The organism is Pseudomonas sp. MWU12-3088, assembly GCF_023242405.1.
GTDB classification, from domain to species: domain Bacteria; phylum Pseudomonadota; class Gammaproteobacteria; order Pseudomonadales; family Pseudomonadaceae; genus Aquipseudomonas; species Aquipseudomonas kribbensis.
Genome location: NZ_JALJEA010000002.1, coordinates 108,326 through 124,299, shown reverse-complemented (window position 1 = coordinate 124,299; position 15,974 = coordinate 108,326). Strand labels below are relative to the sequence as shown.

The window sequence follows — 15,974 nt, the reverse complement described above, 5'->3', positions numbered from 1 at the left end:
GGAGAAATCCCATGTTGCATATCTTCTGTCCTCACTGCGGCGAACTGCGCTCCGAAGAGGAATTCCACGCATCCGGCCAGGCGCACATCCCGCGTCCGCTGGATCCGAACAGCTGCACCGACGAGGAGTGGGGCGACTACATGTTCTTCCGCGACAACCCTCGCGGCCTGCACCACGAGTTGTGGGATCACGTCGCCGGTTGCCGCCAGTACTTCAACGTCACCCGCGACACCGTGACCTACGAGATTCTCGAAACCTACAAGATCGGCACCAAGCCGCAATTCACCGACAAGGCTGACCCTGCGAAAACAGCCACGCCGGCGCTGGGAGAGAAGGTATGAGCCAGACCAATCGCCTGTCCAACGGTGGACGGATCGACCGCAACAAAGTGCTGAGCTTCACCTTCAACGGTCAGAGCTACAAAGGCTTCGAGGGCGATTCGCTGGCATCGGCGCTGATCGCCAACGGCGTCGACATCATCGGCCGCAGCTTCAAGTATTCGCGCCCTCGCGGCATCTTCGCCGCCGGTGCCGAAGAGCCGAACGCGGTACTGCAGATCGGTGCGACCGAAGCTACCCAGATCCCTAACGTGCGCGCCACGCAACAGGCGCTGTATCAGGGCCTGGTCGCCACCAGCACCAACGGCTGGCCGAGCGTCAACAACGACATGATGGGGATTCTCGGCAAGGTCGGCGGCAAGCTGATGCCGCCGGGTTTCTACTACAAAACCTTCATGTACCCGCAATCGTTCTGGATGACTTACGAGAAGTACATTCGCAAGGCCGCAGGTCTTGGCCGTTCGCCGACCGAAGTCGATCCGGACACCTACGACTACATGAACCAGCACTGCGACGTGCTGATCGTCGGCGCCGGCCCTGCCGGTCTGGCCGCTGCCCTGGCCGCTGCGCGCAGTGGTGCGCGGGTGATCATCGCCGATGAGCAGGAAGAGTTCGGCGGCAGCCTGCTCGATTCCCGCGAAAGCCTCGACGGCAAGCCTGCCGTGGAGTGGGTTGCCAGTGTCGTTGCCGAATTGAAGAACACCCCGGACGTGCTGCTGTTGCCGCGCGCCACGGTCAACGGTTACCACGACCATAACTTCCTGACCATTCACGAACGCCTCACCGATCACCTCGGCGACCGCGCGCCAATCGGTCAGGTGCGTCAGCGCATTCACCGCGTCCGCGCCAAGCGTGTGGTGCTGGCCACCGGCGCTCACGAGCGTCCGCTGGTCTACGGCAACAACGACGTGCCGGGCAACATGCTGGCCGGTGCGGTTTCGACCTACGTGCGCCGTTACGGCGTGGCGCCGGGCAAGAAACTGGTGCTGACCACCAACAACGATCACGCCTATCGCGTGGCGCTGGACTGGCTCGACGCCAGCCTGCAAGTGGTGGCCATCGCCGATGCCCGCAGCAATCCGCGTGGCGCATTGGTTGAAGAAGCCCGCGCCAAAGGCATTCGTATCCTCACTGGCAGCGCCGTGATCGAGGCCCGTGGCAGCAAGCGTGTGACCGCTGCCCGCGTGGCCGCCATCGATGTCAAAGGCCATGCCGTGACCAGTCCCGGCGAATGGCTGGACTGCGACGTGATCGCCAGCTCCGGCGGCTACAGCCCGGTGGTGCACCTGGCTTCGCACCTGGGCGGCAAGCCGATCTGGCGCGAAGACATCCTCGGTTTCGTACCGGGCGAAGCACCGCAGAAGCGCGTGTGCGTCGGCGGCATCAACGGCGTCTACGGTCTCGGCGATTCCCTGGCCGACGGTTTTGAAGGTGGCGTGCGCGCTGCGGCCGAAGCTGGTTTCCAGACCGTCGAAGGCGTGTTGCCGAAGGCCCTGAGCCGCCATGAAGAACCGACGCTGGCGCTGTTCCAGGTGCCGCACGAGAAGGGCACTTCCCGGGCGCCGAAGCAATTCGTCGACCTGCAGAACGACGTCACCGCCGCCGCCATCGAACTGGCGACCCGCGAAGGTTTCGAGTCGGTCGAGCACGTCAAACGCTACACCGCGCTGGGCTTCGGCACCGATCAGGGCAAGCTCGGCAACGTCAACGGTCTGGCCATCGCCGCCCGTTCGCTTAACGTGACCATCCCGCAGATGGGCACCACGATGTTCCGTCCGAACTACACGCCGGTGACATTCGGCGCCGTAGCCGGTCGTCACTGCGGGCACATCTTCGAACCTGTGCGCTACACCGCACTGCATCAATGGCACCTGAAAAACGGCGCCGAGTTCGAAGACGTCGGCCAGTGGAAACGTCCGTGGTACTTCCCGAAAAACGGCGAAGACATGCATGCCGCGGTCAAACGCGAGTGCAAGGCTGTGCGCGACAGCGTTGGCCTGCTGGACGCTTCGACCCTGGGCAAGATCGACATCCAGGGCCCGGACGCCCGCGAGTTCCTCAACCGCGTGTACACCAACGCCTGGACCAAGCTCGACGTGGGCAAGGCCCGTTACGGCCTGATGTGCAAGGAAGACGGCATGGTCTTCGACGACGGTGTGACGGCGTGTCTGGCCGACAACCATTTCGTCATGACCACCACCACCGGCGGCGCGGCTCGCGTACTGCAGTGGCTGGAGCTGTACCACCAGACCGAATGGCCGGAAATGAAGGTGTACTTCACCTCCGTCACCGACCACTGGGCGACCATGACCCTGTCCGGCCCGAACAGCCGCAAGCTGCTCAGCGCCGTGACCGACATCGACCTGGCCAACGAAGCGTTCCCGTTCATGACCTGGAAAGAAGGTCTGGTCGGCGGTGTGCCGGCGCGGGTGTTCCGCATCTCGTTCACCGGTGAGCTGTCGTACGAAGTCAACGTCCAGGCCGACTACGCGATGGGTGTGCTGGAAAAAATCGTCGAGGCCGGCAAGCAGTACAACCTGACCCCGTACGGCACTGAAACCATGCACGTCCTGCGGGCCGAGAAGGGCTTCATCATCGTCGGCCAGGACACCGACGGCTCGATGACCCCGGACGACCTGAACATGGGCTGGTGCGTCGGTCGCACCAAACCGTTCTCGTGGATCGGCCAGCGCGGCATGAATCGTGAAGACTGCGTGCGTGACCAGCGCAAGCAACTGGTGGGCCTGAAGCCGATCGATCCGAACGTCTGGCTGCCGGAAGGTGCACAGCTGGTGTTCAACACCAAGCAGACGATCCCGATGACCATGGTTGGCCACGTGACCTCCAGCTACGCGCACAACTCCCTCGGTTATTCGTTTGCCATGGGCGTGGTGAAGGGCGGTCTGAAGCGTCTGGGCGAGCGGGTGTTCGCACCGCTGGCGGACGGCAGCGTGATCGAGGCGGAAATCGTTTCTTCGGTGTTCTTCGATCCGAAAGGCGATCGCCAGAACATCTAATTGATCGCTCCCGCGCCTGGCGCGGGGGCGACACAGAATTCAGGAAGGGTGCTTTATGACCGCAGCCAACGTTTACCAACAACGCCCGACCACCGGGGCCAAGGCCGAGTCGTCGCTGCATCACGCCGACCTCGCCAGCCTGGTGGGCAAGGGCCGCAAAAGCGCCGGTGTAACCGTGCGCGAGAAGAAACTCCTCGGCCATCTGACCATTCGTGGTGACGGCCACGATGCCGCGTTCGCCGCCGGTGTGCACAAGGCCTTGGGCATCGAGTTGCCGGGTGCCCTGAGCGTGATCGTCAAAGGCGAAACCAGCTTGCAGTGGATGGGCCCGGACGAGTGGCTGCTGATCGTGCCGAGCGGCGAAGAGTTCGGCGCCGAGCAGAAATTGCGCGAAGCGCTGGGCGATCTGCACATCGCGATCGTCAACGTCAGCGGCGGCCAGCAGGTGCTCGAACTGAGCGGCCCGAACGTGCGTCAGGTGCTGATGAAATCCACCAGCTACGATGTACACCCGAACAACTTCCCGGTCGGCAAGGCCGTGGGCACGGTGTTCGCCAAGTCGCAGCTGATGATTCGCCACACCGCCGAAGACACCTGGGAACTGCTGATTCGTCGCAGCTTCTCGGATTACTGGTGGTTGTGGTTGCAGGATGCGTCCGCCGAATACGGCCTTAGCGTTCAGGCGTAATGATCGTTCCCACGCTGTGCGTGGGGACGAGTAGAGGAGAAAAACAACAATGAGCCGCGCCCCGGATACATGGATTCTGACCGCCGACTGCCCCAGCGTTCTCGGCACCGTGGACGCGGTGACGCGTTTTCTGTTCGAGCAGGGCTGCTACGTCACCGAGCACCACTCGTTCGATGACCGGCTCTCGGGCCGGTTCTTCATTCGCGTGGAATTCCGTCAGCCCGACGGTTTTGACGAGCAATCCTTCCGTGCCGGCCTCGCCGAACGCGGTCAGGCGTTCGGCATGATCTTCGAGCTGACCGCGCCGAACTACCGGCCGAAAGTGGTGATCATGGTCTCCAAGGCCGATCACTGCCTCAATGACTTGCTCTACCGCCAGCGCATCGGCCAGTTGTCGATGGACGTGGCGGCGGTGGTGTCGAACCACCCGGACCTCAAGCCGCTGGCCGACTGGCACCAGATTCCCTACTACCACTTCCCCCTCGACCCCAACGACAAACCGGCCCAGGAGCGGCAGGTGTGGCAAGTGATCGAGGAGGCCGGCGCCGAACTGGTGATCCTCGCCCGCTACATGCAGGTGCTGTCGCCGGAGCTGTGCCGCAAGCTCGATGGCAAGGCGATCAACATTCACCACTCGCTGCTGCCGGGTTTCAAGGGCGCCAAGCCGTATCACCAGGCCTACAACAAGGGCGTAAAACTGGTGGGCGCGACCGCGCACTACATCAACAACGACCTCGACGAGGGGCCGATCATCGCCCAGGGCGTCGAGGCGGTGGATCACAGTCATTACCCCGAAGACCTGATTGCCAAGGGCCGCGACATCGAAGGTCTGACCCTGGCGCGGGCAGTCGGATATCACATTGAGCGGCGGGTGTTCCTGAACGCCAATCGCACCGTCGTTCTTTAAGTCATAACAACGCAAGACCAACAAGCAATAACCCGAGCACTTAACGCGCTGCCTGCCTGGGCGGCGCGGTTCCATAAAAACAACAGCGAGGTGAAAGCATGTCTGGCAATCGTGGTGTGGTGTATCTCGGCGCTGGCAAGGTCGAAGTACAAAAAATCGACTATCCGAAAATGCAGGATCCGCGCGGCAGGAAGATTGAGCACGGTGTCATCCTGCGTGTGGTTTCAACCAACATTTGCGGCTCCGACCAGCACATGGTGCGCGGCCGTACCACCGCTCAGGTCGGTCTGGTGCTGGGGCACGAGATCACCGGTGAAGTGATCGAGAAGGGCAGTGACGTCGAAAGCCTGAAAATCGGCGATCTGGTGTCCGTTCCGTTCAACGTGGCTTGCGGGCGCTGCCGTTCCTGCAAGGAGCAACACACCGGTGTCTGCCTGACCGTCAATCCGGCTCGCGCCGGCGGTGCCTACGGTTACGTCGACATGGGCGACTGGACCGGCGGCCAGGCCGAGTACGTGCTGGTGCCGTACGCCGACTTCAACCTGCTGAAACTGCCGGACCGCGACAAGGCCATGGAGAAAATCCGTGACCTGACCTGCCTCTCCGACATTCTGCCGACCGGTTACCACGGCGCCGTTACCGCTGGCGTCGGCCCGGGCAGCACCGTTTACATCGCGGGCGCCGGCCCGGTCGGTCTGGCGGCTGCTGCTTCGGCGCGTTTGCTCGGCGCTGCGGTGGTGATCGTCGGTGACGTAAACACCATCCGCCTGGCCCACGCCAAGGCTCAGGGGTTTGAAATCGTCGACCTGTCGAAAGACACCCCGCTGCACGAACAGATCGCCGCGCTGCTGGGCGAGCCTGAAGTGGATTGCGCAGTGGACTGCGTCGGCTTCGAAGCTCGCGGCCATGGTCATGATGGCGTCAAATCCGAAGCCCCGGCCACCGTGCTGAACTCGCTGATGGGCGTAGTGCGCGTCGCCGGCAAGATCGGTATCCCGGGCCTGTACGTGACCGAGGATCCGGGCGCTGTCGATGCCGCCGCGAAAATGGGCAGCCTGAGCATCCGCTTCGGCCTCGGCTGGGCCAAATCCCACAGCTTCCACACGGGCCAGACTCCGGTGATGAAGTACAACCGCCAGCTGATGCAGGCGATCATGTGGGACCGCATCAACATCGCCGAAGTGGTGGGCGTGCAAGTCATCAGCCTCGACCAGGCGCCGGAAGGCTACGGCGAGTTCGATGCGGGTGTGCCGAAGAAGTTTGTGATTGATCCGCATAAGTTGTTTAGTGCGGCGTAAGTTGTAACCACGAAAAAGGACGGCCGGTCAGGTCGTCCTTTTTGGCGGAATTGTCTCGTTCCGTCTTCGAAGCTTTCGACTAATTGAACGCGCACTTTTGGACGTCACCGTCCTTCGTTGCGCAATCATCGTTTTTCCAGTCTGGTCCGGTCAGGTTGATCGGCGATCCTTTTTTCAAGACCAGTGAAGCTCCAATTTCCGATCCTTTGCTTTCGTACTGGCAGATGACTCTGGCATCTTTGGTCGTCGTTTCTTTTGCTCGTGCGGCTGTGAATGGTAATGCCTGGACATCGCTTTCACTGGCGCTGCCGGGATCAACATCAACTTCAACCGTGCCATAGGGGCTCGTTGCTTCGAATTTACCGTCACTCAGTTTTTTGAATGACGTGGCCTCCAGGCAGTCCGCGTAGACAGTGCTGCTGAGCGTCAGGGCGATGACTGAACCGGCAATCAGATATTTGAGCATGGGTCGTACTCCGTTACTGGGTTGGAGGACACATGTTCAGATGCTCTCGTTTTTGAAGGTACTGTCAGATCTGACAGTCAATAAGCCTGTTTTGGAATAAAGGATGCGTTGGCAATTACTCTTGAGGGAGAGAGCGTCGTTGTCCGCTCCCGATCTCATTCAAAGCGCCGCCAACGCGCCTTGATAGAGAACCGGCCCCGTAGGCTGCCCGGTCGGCGACCCACCCTTCGGCTCAAGACTCACCGCGAGCGCAATCGGCTTGCCGATCAGCGCCTTCTGCGCATCGCTCAGTTCAACCTTGCCTTTGCCGCCCGCCGGAATCACGCCCAGGGAGATCGGCTTGCCATCGGCCGGAATCGCCCACAGTTCCAGACTGCGCTGAGGATCGACGGCCGCCAGTGTCAGCGGCTCGACTTGCAGGTAATTGTCATGGGCCTCGACCTTCAGCGCCGGTTGCGCGTCGGCGCTCAGCAGGGTGGCGCGGTAGCGGGCGTCGTCGCGGGTGTACAGCGAGCCGAGGAACACCAGCACCACGATGGAGGCCAGTGCCGCCGTCACCCGCAGCCAGTTCCAGAACGGACGTTTTTCGGGCACATGCAGTTCTTGCGGTTCGATCCGCGCGGTAACGCCATGCCACACGCGCTCCGGCACCGGAACCTCAGGCAACGTTTCGGTGAGGCTGGCGAGGCTTTCCTGCCAGTGCGCCAGTTCGGCACGCAGGGCGGCGTCTTCCAGCAGCAATTGCTCGAAACGCCGACGGGCCGGCGCGGCCATCAAGCCGATGGCGTAGTCGGCGGCGAGGGCGCGGCGTAGGGCAGGGGTCTGGTAGTTCATGATTCAAGGCACCGGCGCAGGCGCTCCATGCCCCGGCGAATCCACGACTTGACAGAGCCCAGCGGCGCCGCCAGATGCTCGGCCAGTTCCGAGCAGGACAAACCCTGAAAATACGCCACGGTGATCGACCGGCGCTGCATGCCTTCAAGGGTTTCCAGGCAGCGGTTCAGGGCTGTGGCTTCGCGGGCGCTGTTCAACAGGTCATGAGCCGAGGGGTTCTCATCCACCAGGGCTTCCTGCTCGAAATCAGTCAAAGGCCTGTCCCGGTGTTTGCGCAACTGGTCGATGGCCTGATTGCGAGTGATGTTGATCATCCAGGTCATCGGCGCCGACAGGTGCGATTCGTAGCGCGAGGCGTTGTTCCAGATGCGCACGAAGCTCTCCTGCAACACTTCTTCGGCCAGATCCGGGCGTCCCATGAACCGCAGGGCCACACCGTGCAGGCGCGGGCCCACGCTGCGGTACAGGGTTTCGAAGGCACGGCGGTCGCCCAGTGAACACTGGGCGAGCAATTGCCGGAGCTGATCGGTGTCGGCGAGAGTGATGGCAAGTCTCCAGACAGGGCGGGCGCTGGCTTCGGGTAGTTCACAGGCTAGTTCAGCGACAGCGCTCGTGCCATTCATGGTTCGATTTCCGGGGTTTCACATTTCCTATACGCGGGCCGGCTCAAAATGGATGCGCTACGCTCGGAACAGGCTGGCGAATTGCCGGTCAAACCGACAGTTTTGCCACCCGTGACGGGCGGTTTTTCATGACGAAAGAGGATGTCTGGATGAAGATTTCACGCGGTTTCGCACTGGCTTCGCTGATGACGGTTGTGGCGAGCCCGGTTTTCGCAGGTTTCAGCCTGGATGACGTGACCAAGGCAGCCTCAAGCATGCAGGGCGGCAACGCAGCCACCGCCGCCGCGCCGACGTCGGAAACGGCCGGTCTGCTGCAAGCGGTCACCGGTCTCGGGGTTACACCGCAACAAGCCGTCGGTGGCACCAGTGCAATGTTCGGCCTGGCGAAGAACAAGCTCAGCGGCAGCGACTATTCGGAACTGGCCAAGAGCGTGCCGGGTCTCGACAAGCTGTCGGGCGGTGCCGGTCAGTTGGGCGCGCTGAGCAGCGTGCTCGGTTCTTCCGGCAAGTCGGCGGGGCTGGATAACGCGCTGGGCAATGTGAAGAGCACCAGTGACCTGAACAGCGCATTCGGTGCGCTGGGCATGAACGACAGTATGGTCGGCCAGTTCGCCCCGGTGATCCTCAAGTACCTGGGTGACCAGGGCGTTGGCGGTTCGCTGCTGAAAACCCTCGGCGGTGTCTGGGGCGTCGGCGGTTGACCGACCCCCGCTGATCAGCCGCGTTCGCCGCGCAGTTCGGCGATGCGCTGGTCTTTCTCGGTCCAGAGCTGGTTGACCCAGCTCTGGACCTTCTCGCGAAACACCGGATCGTTTTCGTAGTCGCCCTGCCACAGCGCCGGGTCGAGTTCACGAGTACGGATGTCGATGATCACCCGCGGTACGTTGCCGCTGATCAGATCCCAGAACCCCGGAATCTTCGCCTGTGGATAAACCACGGTCACATCGAGAATAGCGTCCAGCTGTTCACCCATCGCCGCCAGTACGAACGCCACGCCGCCGGCCTTGGGCTTGAGCAGATGGCTGAACGGTGACTGTTGCTGCGTGCTCTTGGCCGCGGTGTAGCGGGTGCCTTCCAGATAATTCACCACCGTCACTGGCTGACGCTTGAACAGCTCGCAGGCGGCTTTGGTGATTTCCAGATCCTTGCCCGCCAGTTCCGGGTGCTTCGCCAGGAACGCCTTGGTGTAGCGCTTCATGAACGGGTAATCCAGCGCCCACCAGGCGAGGCCGAGGAACGGTACCCAGATCAGTTCTTTCTTGAGGAAGAACTTGAAGAACGGCGTGCGCCGGTTGAGGGTCTGGATCAGCGCCGGGATGTCGACCCACGACTGATGGTTGCTGATCACCAGATACGACGTGTCGCCACGTAGATCATCGCCGCCCCGGATGTCCCACTGGGTGGGGATGCACAGGCGGAAGATCAGTTTGTCGATCTCCGCCCAGGTCTCGGCGATCCACATCACCGCCCACGAGGCGTAATCGCGAAAGCGTCCCGGCAGGATCAGCTTGAGCAGGGCGAACACCATCAGCGGGCCGAACAGCACCAGGGTGTTGAGCAACAGCAGCAGGGTGACGAGACAGCCGGTGAGCAGGCGGCGCATAAGCAACTCTTGAAAGCGGATGGGCGCGCCATGATAAGTGGCTTCGGGCGACAGGCCAAATCATGGGTTACGAATGTTTCACCTTTGGCGCGTTAGCCTTGCGGGAACGATCAAGCGAACAGCGGTCTAAAATCTCGCGTCAGACGCCCCCATTTCCCAAGGAAGCCCATTACGTGAAATCCCTCCTTGCATTGCTTTCCCTCGTTGCCCTGCCGGTGCTGGCCGCCGAGCCGACCCTGTACGGGCGCTACGAATACATCGCGCTGCCGGAAATCGGCGGGCAAGTGCTCAAGGCAAAAATGGACACCGGCGCGCTGACCGCCTCGCTGTCGGCCAAGGACATCGAGACCTTCACCCGCGACGGTGAAGACTGGGTTCGTTTCCGCCTCGCGACCAAGGACGCCAGCAACAAGGTGTTCGAACACAAGATTGCGCGGATCAGCAAGATCAAGAGCCGCTCCGACGAGGACGACGAGGATCGCGACACCACGGAAGTCGCCAAGCGTCCGGTGGTCGATCTGGAACTGTGCCTGGGCAACGTCAAGCGTACCGTCGAGGTCAACCTGACCGACCGCAGCCACTTCAACTACCCGTTGCTGATCGGTGCCAAGGCCTTGCGTGAGTTCGGCGCAGCGGTAAACCCGGCGCGTCGCTTTACTGCGGACAAACCGGATTGCTGATGCAAGTGGTCTCATTGACGTAACGTCAGGCTTGGGGCACCGTTCGCGCACTCATTCCACAGGCTCGGACGCCATGCCTCATATCCTGATTGTCGAAGACGAAGCGGCGATTGCCGACACGCTGATTTTTGCCTTGCAGGGCGAGGGCTTCACCACGACCTGGCTGAGCCTCGGCGCGCAAGCGCTGGAGCATCAGCGCCAGACACCGGCCGACCTGATCATCCTCGACATCGGCCTGCCGGACATCAGCGGCTTTGAAACCTGCAAGCAACTGCGCCGGTTCAGCGAAGTGCCGGTGCTGTTCCTCAGCGCCCGGGATGCCGAGATCGATCGCGTGGTAGGCCTGGAAATCGGTGCCGACGACTACGTGGTCAAGCCCTTCAGCCCACGGGAAGTCGCAGCGCGGGTCCGGGCGATTCTCAAGCGCATGGCGCCGCGTCCGCCGGCCGAAGCCTGGTCGGGGGTGTTTCGCGTCGACCCCGAACGCGTGCAGATCAGCTATCGCGGCCAGGCGTTGAGCCTGACCCGTCACGAATTCCGTTTGCTGCAATGTCTGCTTGAGCAACCCGAACGGGTGTTCAGCCGCGAGCAACTGCTCGATGCGCTGGGTGTGGCAGCCGACGCCGGCTACGAGCGCAGCATCGACAGCCACATCAAGAGTGTGCGCGCCAAGTTGCGCCTGATTCGCGCCGAGGCCGAGCCGATCCAGACCCATCGCGGCCTCGGCTACAGCTACAGCCCGGGGCACAGTTGATGTCACTGGGGCTGCGGATTTTCCTGGTGTACGTGCTGTTTATCGGCCTCACCGGTTATTTCGTGCTCAACACCGTGATGGAAGAAATCCGCCCCGGCGTGCGGCAGTCCACCGAGGAAACCCTGGTCGATACCGCCAACCTGATGGCGGAAATCCTCAAGGATGATTTCAAGGCCGGCACCCTCAGCGAGAATCGTTGGCCGGAACTGCTCCGGGCCTACGGCGAACGCCAGCCGAAAGCGACGATCTGGGGACTGCCGAAAAACCAGGTCAACCACCGCATCTACGTCACCGATGCCAAGGGCATCGTGGTGCTGGATTCCAGTGGCCTCGCGGTCGGCCAGGACTACTCGCGCTGGAACGACGTCTACCTGACCCTGCGCGGCGAATACGGCGCGCGCTCCAGCCGCAGCGACCCGAATGATCCGAATTCTTCGGTCATGCACGTCGGTGCGCCGATCCGCGACGATGGCCAGATCATCGGCGTAGTCACCGTGGCCAAACCCAACAGCTCGCTGCAACCCTATGTCGACCGCACCGAGCGCCGCTTGCTGGCTTATGGCGCCGGGCTGATTGCGCTGGGCCTTCTTTTCGGTGCGTTACTGTCGTGGTGGTTGAGCCGCGCACTGCACCGGTTGACCCGTTATGCCGAGGCGGTGAGCGAAGGGCGCCGGGTGGAAGTGCCGCATTACCGTGGCGGCGAGCTGGAACAACTGGCGAGCGCCGTGGAACAGATGCGCACCCAGCTTGAAGGCAAGGCCTACGTCGAACGTTACGTCCACACCTTGACCCATGAATTGAAGAGCCCGCTGGCGGCGATTCGCGGTGCCGCCGAGCTGTTGCAGAGCGAAATGCCATTGGCGCAACGCCAGCGTTTCGTCGGCAACATCGACAGCGAAAGTGCGCGTATGCAGCAGTTGATCGAACGACTGCTCGATCTGGCCCAGGTGGAGCAGCGTCAGGCGCTTGAGGAGCGCGTCGCCGTGCCGCTTGCGGCGCTGGTCGATGAAGTGTTGCAGGCTCAGGCAGCACGCATTGAAGGTAAACAGCTGCGAATCGAGTGCACCATCGCGGCGGACCTGTCGTTGATCGGCGAGCCGTTCCTGCTGCGTCAGGCCTTGGGCAATCTGCTGGAGAACGCCCTGGATTTCACGCCGCCACGGGGGCTGCTGCGATTTGAAGCCGAGCGGGTTGGCGAGCAGATCGAGTTTCGGCTGTTCAACGAAGCGGCGCCGATTCCCGATTACGCGCTGGCGCGTCTGACCGAGCGGTTTTATTCATTGCCGCGCCCGGACAGTGGTCGTAAAAGCACCGGGCTTGGGCTTAACTTCGTCGAAGAAGTAGTCAAATTGCACGGTGGTTCTCTGCGCATCGACAACCTTGAAGGTGGCGTGCAGGTGCAATTGCACCTGCCGTGATCGCCTCAGCGTCGATTCCTGACTCAGGACGGGATCACTGTATCGCTGACTCGAGCCTTGCCGCGGCGATGCACCCATTGCAGTGCCGGTCGTTCAATCCAGATCCAGGAGGCAGCGGCCAGCACGATCACGATCAGCGCCGACGCGATCATGGACGGCACGAATGCCAGCGACGTCTTGTTGATCACCAACTGCTGTACGGGAAACGCATACAGGTAGATCCCGTATGACAGATCGAACCGGCCCCGGATGGTGTGATCGACATACAGCAGGCCCAGGCTCAGAGTCGCCAGGCAAATGCACAGCGTGATGACGACGCCGGCAACCGGCGTTCCCGTTGCAAACGGAATCAGGCCGAGACAGGCCACTAGGGTCATTGCCAATCGATGTCTGGCGCCCAGGTATTGCTTGTAGAAAGCCAGGAGCGATCCGGCAAAAAAGGCGATACCGGCACCGCCGTAAACGGCCAGTTTCTGCGTCAGCGCCGTAGCGGGAGCATTGCCCAGCACATAGGTCGCAATGCAGAACGCGACAAGCATTGCACCGGCTGTCGCAGCATGGCGGTACAGACTCAGTGTGGCAGCCACCAGCAAATAAAAGGCGAATTCGATCTTCAGCGTCCACAGGCTGCCATTGAACGACTCGCTGAAGATAAAGCCATTGGTGATTTCATCGATTGCCGCGCGGCCGAACAAGGATATGCGCAGGAAGTCGAACAGCGCCGAAGGGCCTGTGATGTAACCCTGCGCAAATATCCCCCCTGCCACAAACGTCATGATGAAGGCGCAGGCGATCAGTGCCGGGAAAATCCTCGCGACACGTTTGGCCAAGTAGTCGGTGACGCTGCTGGTATTGAGGAAACTGTGGGTGATCAGCAGGCCGGAGATCGAGAAGAAGGCGATGACGGCGATGCCGCCCAATGAGTTGTAGCCGGTGATGCCTGGCTCTTCCTGGCCCGCAAGTGCGAAGTGGTGACTGACCAGCACCATCAGCGCGGCAAAATGCCTGATCAAGTCGAATGAGTTGTTTCTCAACTGAATAATCCTTGTTCGAATCCGGCCTGTTCGGTTCGGAATGGTCCTGCACTCGGTGACGGGAAAAGCGTTTTTACAGGTATTTCCACACAAAACCCACATATCCTCCATCACAAACCCACACAGCGTTTGCAGACTCGCTCCATTCCAATAAGGGAGCGTTCTGATGAACCGAAATCTGACATTCAAACTGGGGGCGATTGCCCTGCTGATCCTGCTGTTGCTGATTCCGCTGCTGATGATCGACGGCATCATCGACGATCGCCAGCAACGACGCGATGGTGTGCTTGAAGACATCGCCCGCAGTTCAAGCTACAGCCAGCAGATCAGCGGCCCGGTGATGGTGGTGCCGTACCGCAAAGTGATACGCACCTGGAAGACCCGGGAAAAAAACGGCGAGCAATATCTGGAGCTCAGCGAAGAACGCGGTCGCCTGTACTTCCTGCCGGAGCGCTTCGAACTCGACGGCCAGGTGCAGACCGAGCTGCGTTCCCGGGGCATCTACGAGGCGCGGCTGTTCCATGCAGAAAACCGCATCAGTGGGCATTTCTCGCTGCCGGCGCAGTTGGGCATCACCGAGGACTTCACCGATTACCACTTCGAAGCACCGTTTCTGGCGATCGGTATCAGCGACATTCGCGGGATCGAAAATGCCCTGAAACTGGAGCTCGGCTCGCAACGCCTGGACTTCGTGCCCGGCACGCAAGTGGGATGGCTCGGTGAAGGTGTTCGGGCGACGTTGCCGGCACTCGATACAACTCAGGCCACGGAACTGGCCTTCGGTTTCGACCTGCGCTTGCAGGGCACCGGCTCGTTGCAGGTGCTGCCGGTGGGCAAGACCAGTCGCGTGAACCTGGCCGCCAACTGGCCGCACCCGAGCTTCATCGGCAACTTCCTGCCGGCCAAGCGTGAAGTCACCGATCAGGGCTTCACCGCCGATTGGCAGACCTCGTTTTTCTCCACCAACCTGCAAGAGGCCATGAGCCGCTGCGCTTCGGGCAACGATTGCGAGGCGTTCAACGGGCGCAGTTTCGGGGTGAGTTTCATCGATCCGGTGGATCAGTACCTGAAGAGTGACCGGGCGATCAAATATGCGCTGCTGTTCATAGTCCTGACGTTCGCCGGTTTCTTCCTGTTCGAAGTGCTGAAAAGCCTGGCGGTGCACCCGGTGCAATACGCGCTGGTGGGGGTGGCGCTGGCGTTCTTCTACCTGTTGTTGCTGTCGCTGTCGGAACACATCGGGTTTGCCCTGGCGTATCTACTGTCGGCCAGTGGTTGTGTGTTGCTGATTGGCTTCTATGTCTGCCATGTGTTGCGCAGTGTGCGTCACGGCTTGAGTTTTTCGGCGGGGCTGGCGGCGTTGTATGGCCTGCTCTACGGCTTGCTGAGCGCCGAGGATTACGCGCTGCTGATGGGTTCGCTGTTGCTGTTCGGGCTGCTGGGTGTGTTCATGGTGCTGACCCGTAACCTGGACTGGTATGGCGTCGGGCAGAAACCGGCCAAGCCCCTGGAGTTTGATCTCGGAGCGGTGCAATGAGCCGGTTCGTGGGGTTGCGTGAGGAACAGCGGGAGGCGGAGGTGTTGATGACGCTGATCTTTGCGTCGTTGCCTCCCGCCCCGAGCTTCAAACCTTTGGCATGGTCGCAATCATCGACGGGCGCTGGCTCACTTCAAAGAACCAGTTGGCCAGTTGCGGGTTGGCTTCACGCCAGCCCAGATCCGGGAAGCGCAGATCCAGATAACCCAATGCGCAGGCCACGCTGATCGCGGCAACATCGAAATGGCTGGTCAGTTCGGCAATGGCGTCGTGCTCCAGCAACGCCAGAGTGCGGCGGATCTTGTCGCGCTGGGCCTCGAGCCATTCGTCCCAGTGCTTCTCCGGGGCGCGCAGCACTTGCTCGTAACGCACCATCACCGAGGCGTCCATGATCCCGTCGGCCATCGAGGCCAGGGTCAGGCGCCGCCAGCGGGCCGAGCCGTCGCGAGGGATCAGTGGATTGCCGACATGCTGGTGGTCGAGGTAATCGAGGATCACCCGGCTGTCATGGATGACATTGCCGTCGGCCAGGCGCAGGGCCGGGATCTTGCCCAGCGGGTTGTCTTCGTTCAGCGCAGCGTTGGGGCTGACCGGTGTCAGGACGCAATCCTGCAGGGCGACGCGATCCTGCTGGCCGGTCTCGTGCAATAGCACCATGACTTTGCGCACGAACGGGGACAGGGTGTTGTGGAACAGGGTCATGCTGGGAGCGGACATCGGCAGGGTCTCGGTCAAGGGCAATGAACGGGCAGCATAGCGCGTTGCTCGTCAGGCTCA

Annotated in this window: 16 protein-coding genes; 10 read left to right on the top strand and 6 right to left on the bottom strand. The window is 61.6% G+C overall.

Annotation, left to right across the window (positions count from 1 at the left end; all coding sequences use genetic code 11):
- Nucleotides 1–11: 11 nt before the first annotated feature.
- From M5B98_RS06315 to fdhA, 5 genes are all read left to right on the top strand, one after another.
- On the top strand, nucleotides 12–341 hold the full coding sequence (locus M5B98_RS06315) for a sarcosine oxidase subunit delta (RefSeq protein ID WP_085709160.1): 330 nt from the start codon (nucleotides 12–14) through the stop codon (nucleotides 339–341).
- Complete coding sequence (locus M5B98_RS06310) at nucleotides 338–3,355, top strand: sarcosine oxidase subunit alpha (RefSeq protein ID WP_192552462.1); 3,018 nt, start codon at nucleotides 338–340, stop codon at nucleotides 3,353–3,355. The genes M5B98_RS06315 and M5B98_RS06310 overlap by 4 nt, the downstream gene beginning before the upstream one ends.
- Nucleotides 3,356–3,410: 55 nt before the next feature.
- Complete coding sequence (locus M5B98_RS06305) at nucleotides 3,411–4,043, top strand: sarcosine oxidase subunit gamma (RefSeq protein ID WP_248742237.1); 633 nt, start codon at nucleotides 3,411–3,413, stop codon at nucleotides 4,041–4,043.
- A 49-nt stretch (nucleotides 4,044–4,092) separates the two neighbouring features.
- Nucleotides 4,093–4,950 carry a formyltetrahydrofolate deformylase gene (gene purU / locus M5B98_RS06300; RefSeq protein WP_007959808.1) on the top strand — a complete coding sequence of 286 codons (858 nt, stop codon included), beginning with the start codon at nucleotides 4,093–4,095 and terminating at the stop codon, nucleotides 4,948–4,950.
- 98 nt (nucleotides 4,951–5,048) lie between these two features.
- Nucleotides 5,049–6,248: a formaldehyde dehydrogenase, glutathione-independent gene (fdhA, locus tag M5B98_RS06295; RefSeq protein ID WP_011336270.1), complete on the top strand. Its 1,200-nt coding sequence runs from the start codon at nucleotides 5,049–5,051 to the stop codon at nucleotides 6,246–6,248.
- A gap of 79 nt (nucleotides 6,249–6,327) precedes the next feature.
- Here fdhA and M5B98_RS06290 read toward each other — a convergent pair whose 3' ends face one another.
- From M5B98_RS06290 to M5B98_RS06280, 3 genes are all read right to left on the bottom strand, one after another.
- The gene (locus tag M5B98_RS06290; RefSeq protein ID WP_248742236.1) at nucleotides 6,328–6,714 is read right to left on the bottom strand and encodes a hypothetical protein; all 387 of its coding nucleotides are present in this window, start codon (nucleotides 6,712–6,714) and stop codon (nucleotides 6,328–6,330) included.
- 159 nt (nucleotides 6,715–6,873) lie between these two features.
- Complete coding sequence (locus M5B98_RS06285; RefSeq protein WP_248742235.1) at nucleotides 6,874–7,548, bottom strand: anti-sigma factor domain-containing protein; 675 nt, start codon at nucleotides 7,546–7,548, stop codon at nucleotides 6,874–6,876.
- Entirely contained in the window at nucleotides 7,545–8,171 is a 627-nt protein-coding gene (locus M5B98_RS06280) for a sigma-70 family RNA polymerase sigma factor (RefSeq protein ID WP_248742234.1), read from the bottom strand. The genes M5B98_RS06285 and M5B98_RS06280 overlap by 4 nt, the downstream gene beginning before the upstream one ends.
- A gap of 149 nt (nucleotides 8,172–8,320) precedes the next feature.
- Here M5B98_RS06280 and M5B98_RS06275 point away from each other — a divergent pair, with 149 nt between their 5' ends.
- Complete coding sequence (locus M5B98_RS06275; protein WP_085709166.1) at nucleotides 8,321–8,872, top strand: DUF2780 domain-containing protein; 552 nt, start codon at nucleotides 8,321–8,323, stop codon at nucleotides 8,870–8,872.
- Nucleotides 8,873–8,886: 14 nt separating this feature from the next.
- On the opposite strand, the gene M5B98_RS06270 is transcribed toward M5B98_RS06275, so the two are convergent.
- On the bottom strand, nucleotides 8,887–9,774 hold the full coding sequence (locus M5B98_RS06270; RefSeq protein ID WP_248742233.1) for an acyltransferase: 888 nt from the start codon (nucleotides 9,772–9,774) through the stop codon (nucleotides 8,887–8,889).
- A 173-nt stretch (nucleotides 9,775–9,947) separates the two neighbouring features.
- On the opposite strand from M5B98_RS06270, the gene M5B98_RS06265 reads away from it, so the two are divergent.
- The 3 genes from M5B98_RS06265 to creC all read left to right on the top strand — a co-directional run bounded on the left by M5B98_RS06265 (nucleotide 9,948) and on the right by creC (nucleotide 12,626).
- Nucleotides 9,948–10,454, top strand: coding sequence for an ATP-dependent zinc protease (locus tag M5B98_RS06265; RefSeq protein ID WP_085709168.1), 507 nt, complete (start codon nucleotides 9,948–9,950; stop codon nucleotides 10,452–10,454).
- Between the two features lie 73 nt (nucleotides 10,455–10,527).
- The gene (gene creB, locus M5B98_RS06260) at nucleotides 10,528–11,208 is read left to right on the top strand and encodes a two-component system response regulator CreB (protein WP_248742232.1); all 681 of its coding nucleotides are present in this window, start codon (nucleotides 10,528–10,530) and stop codon (nucleotides 11,206–11,208) included.
- A complete protein-coding gene (creC, locus tag M5B98_RS06255) occupies nucleotides 11,208–12,626 on the top strand; it encodes a two-component system sensor histidine kinase CreC (RefSeq protein WP_248742231.1) in 1,419 nt (472 codons plus the stop codon). The genes creB and creC overlap by 1 nt, the downstream gene beginning before the upstream one ends.
- Nucleotides 12,627–12,649: 23 nt before the next feature.
- Here the strand turns inward: creC and M5B98_RS06250 are convergent, their stop codons facing one another.
- Nucleotides 12,650–13,762, bottom strand: coding sequence for an acyltransferase family protein (locus M5B98_RS06250; protein WP_248742230.1), 1,113 nt, complete (start codon nucleotides 13,760–13,762; stop codon nucleotides 12,650–12,652).
- Nucleotides 13,763–13,826: 64 nt separating this feature from the next.
- Here M5B98_RS06250 and creD point away from each other — a divergent pair, with 64 nt between their 5' ends.
- On the top strand, nucleotides 13,827–15,197 hold the full coding sequence (creD, locus tag M5B98_RS06245) for a cell envelope integrity protein CreD (RefSeq protein ID WP_248742229.1): 1,371 nt from the start codon (nucleotides 13,827–13,829) through the stop codon (nucleotides 15,195–15,197).
- Between the two features lie 87 nt (nucleotides 15,198–15,284).
- Here the strand turns inward: creD and M5B98_RS06240 are convergent, their stop codons facing one another.
- Complete coding sequence (locus tag M5B98_RS06240; protein WP_085709173.1) at nucleotides 15,285–15,914, bottom strand: glutathione S-transferase; 630 nt, start codon at nucleotides 15,912–15,914, stop codon at nucleotides 15,285–15,287.
- Nucleotides 15,915–15,974 lie beyond the last annotated feature (60 nt).

Bases quoted from the DNA above. Each gene is read 5' to 3' on its own strand.
- fdhA (WP_011336270.1), top strand. From the start codon at position 5,049: ATGTCTGGCAATCGTGGTGTGGTGTATCTCGGCGCTGGCAAGGTCGAA.
- M5B98_RS06270 (WP_248742233.1), bottom strand. From the start codon at position 9,774: ATGCGCCGCCTGCTCACCGGCTGTCTCGTCACCCTGCTGCTGTTGCTC.
- creB (WP_248742232.1), top strand. From the start codon at position 10,528: ATGCCTCATATCCTGATTGTCGAAGACGAAGCGGCGATTGCCGACACG.
- M5B98_RS06315 (WP_085709160.1), top strand. From the start codon at position 12: ATGTTGCATATCTTCTGTCCTCACTGCGGCGAACTGCGCTCCGAAGAG.
- M5B98_RS06305 (WP_248742237.1), top strand. From the start codon at position 3,411: ATGACCGCAGCCAACGTTTACCAACAACGCCCGACCACCGGGGCCAAG.
- creC (WP_248742231.1), top strand. From the start codon at position 11,208: ATGTCACTGGGGCTGCGGATTTTCCTGGTGTACGTGCTGTTTATCGGC.
- M5B98_RS06310 (WP_192552462.1), top strand. From the start codon at position 338: ATGAGCCAGACCAATCGCCTGTCCAACGGTGGACGGATCGACCGCAAC.
- M5B98_RS06285 (WP_248742235.1), bottom strand. From the start codon at position 7,548: ATGAACTACCAGACCCCTGCCCTACGCCGCGCCCTCGCCGCCGACTAC.
- M5B98_RS06290 (WP_248742236.1), bottom strand. From the start codon at position 6,714: ATGCTCAAATATCTGATTGCCGGTTCAGTCATCGCCCTGACGCTCAGC.
- M5B98_RS06240 (WP_085709173.1), bottom strand. From the start codon at position 15,914: ATGTCCGCTCCCAGCATGACCCTGTTCCACAACACCCTGTCCCCGTTC.
- purU (WP_007959808.1), top strand. From the start codon at position 4,093: ATGAGCCGCGCCCCGGATACATGGATTCTGACCGCCGACTGCCCCAGC.
- M5B98_RS06275 (WP_085709166.1), top strand. From the start codon at position 8,321: ATGAAGATTTCACGCGGTTTCGCACTGGCTTCGCTGATGACGGTTGTG.
- M5B98_RS06250 (WP_248742230.1), bottom strand. From the start codon at position 13,762: ATGTGGGTTTTGTGTGGAAATACCTGTAAAAACGCTTTTCCCGTCACC.
- creD (WP_248742229.1), top strand. From the start codon at position 13,827: ATGAACCGAAATCTGACATTCAAACTGGGGGCGATTGCCCTGCTGATC.
- M5B98_RS06280 (WP_248742234.1), bottom strand. From the start codon at position 8,171: ATGAATGGCACGAGCGCTGTCGCTGAACTAGCCTGTGAACTACCCGAA.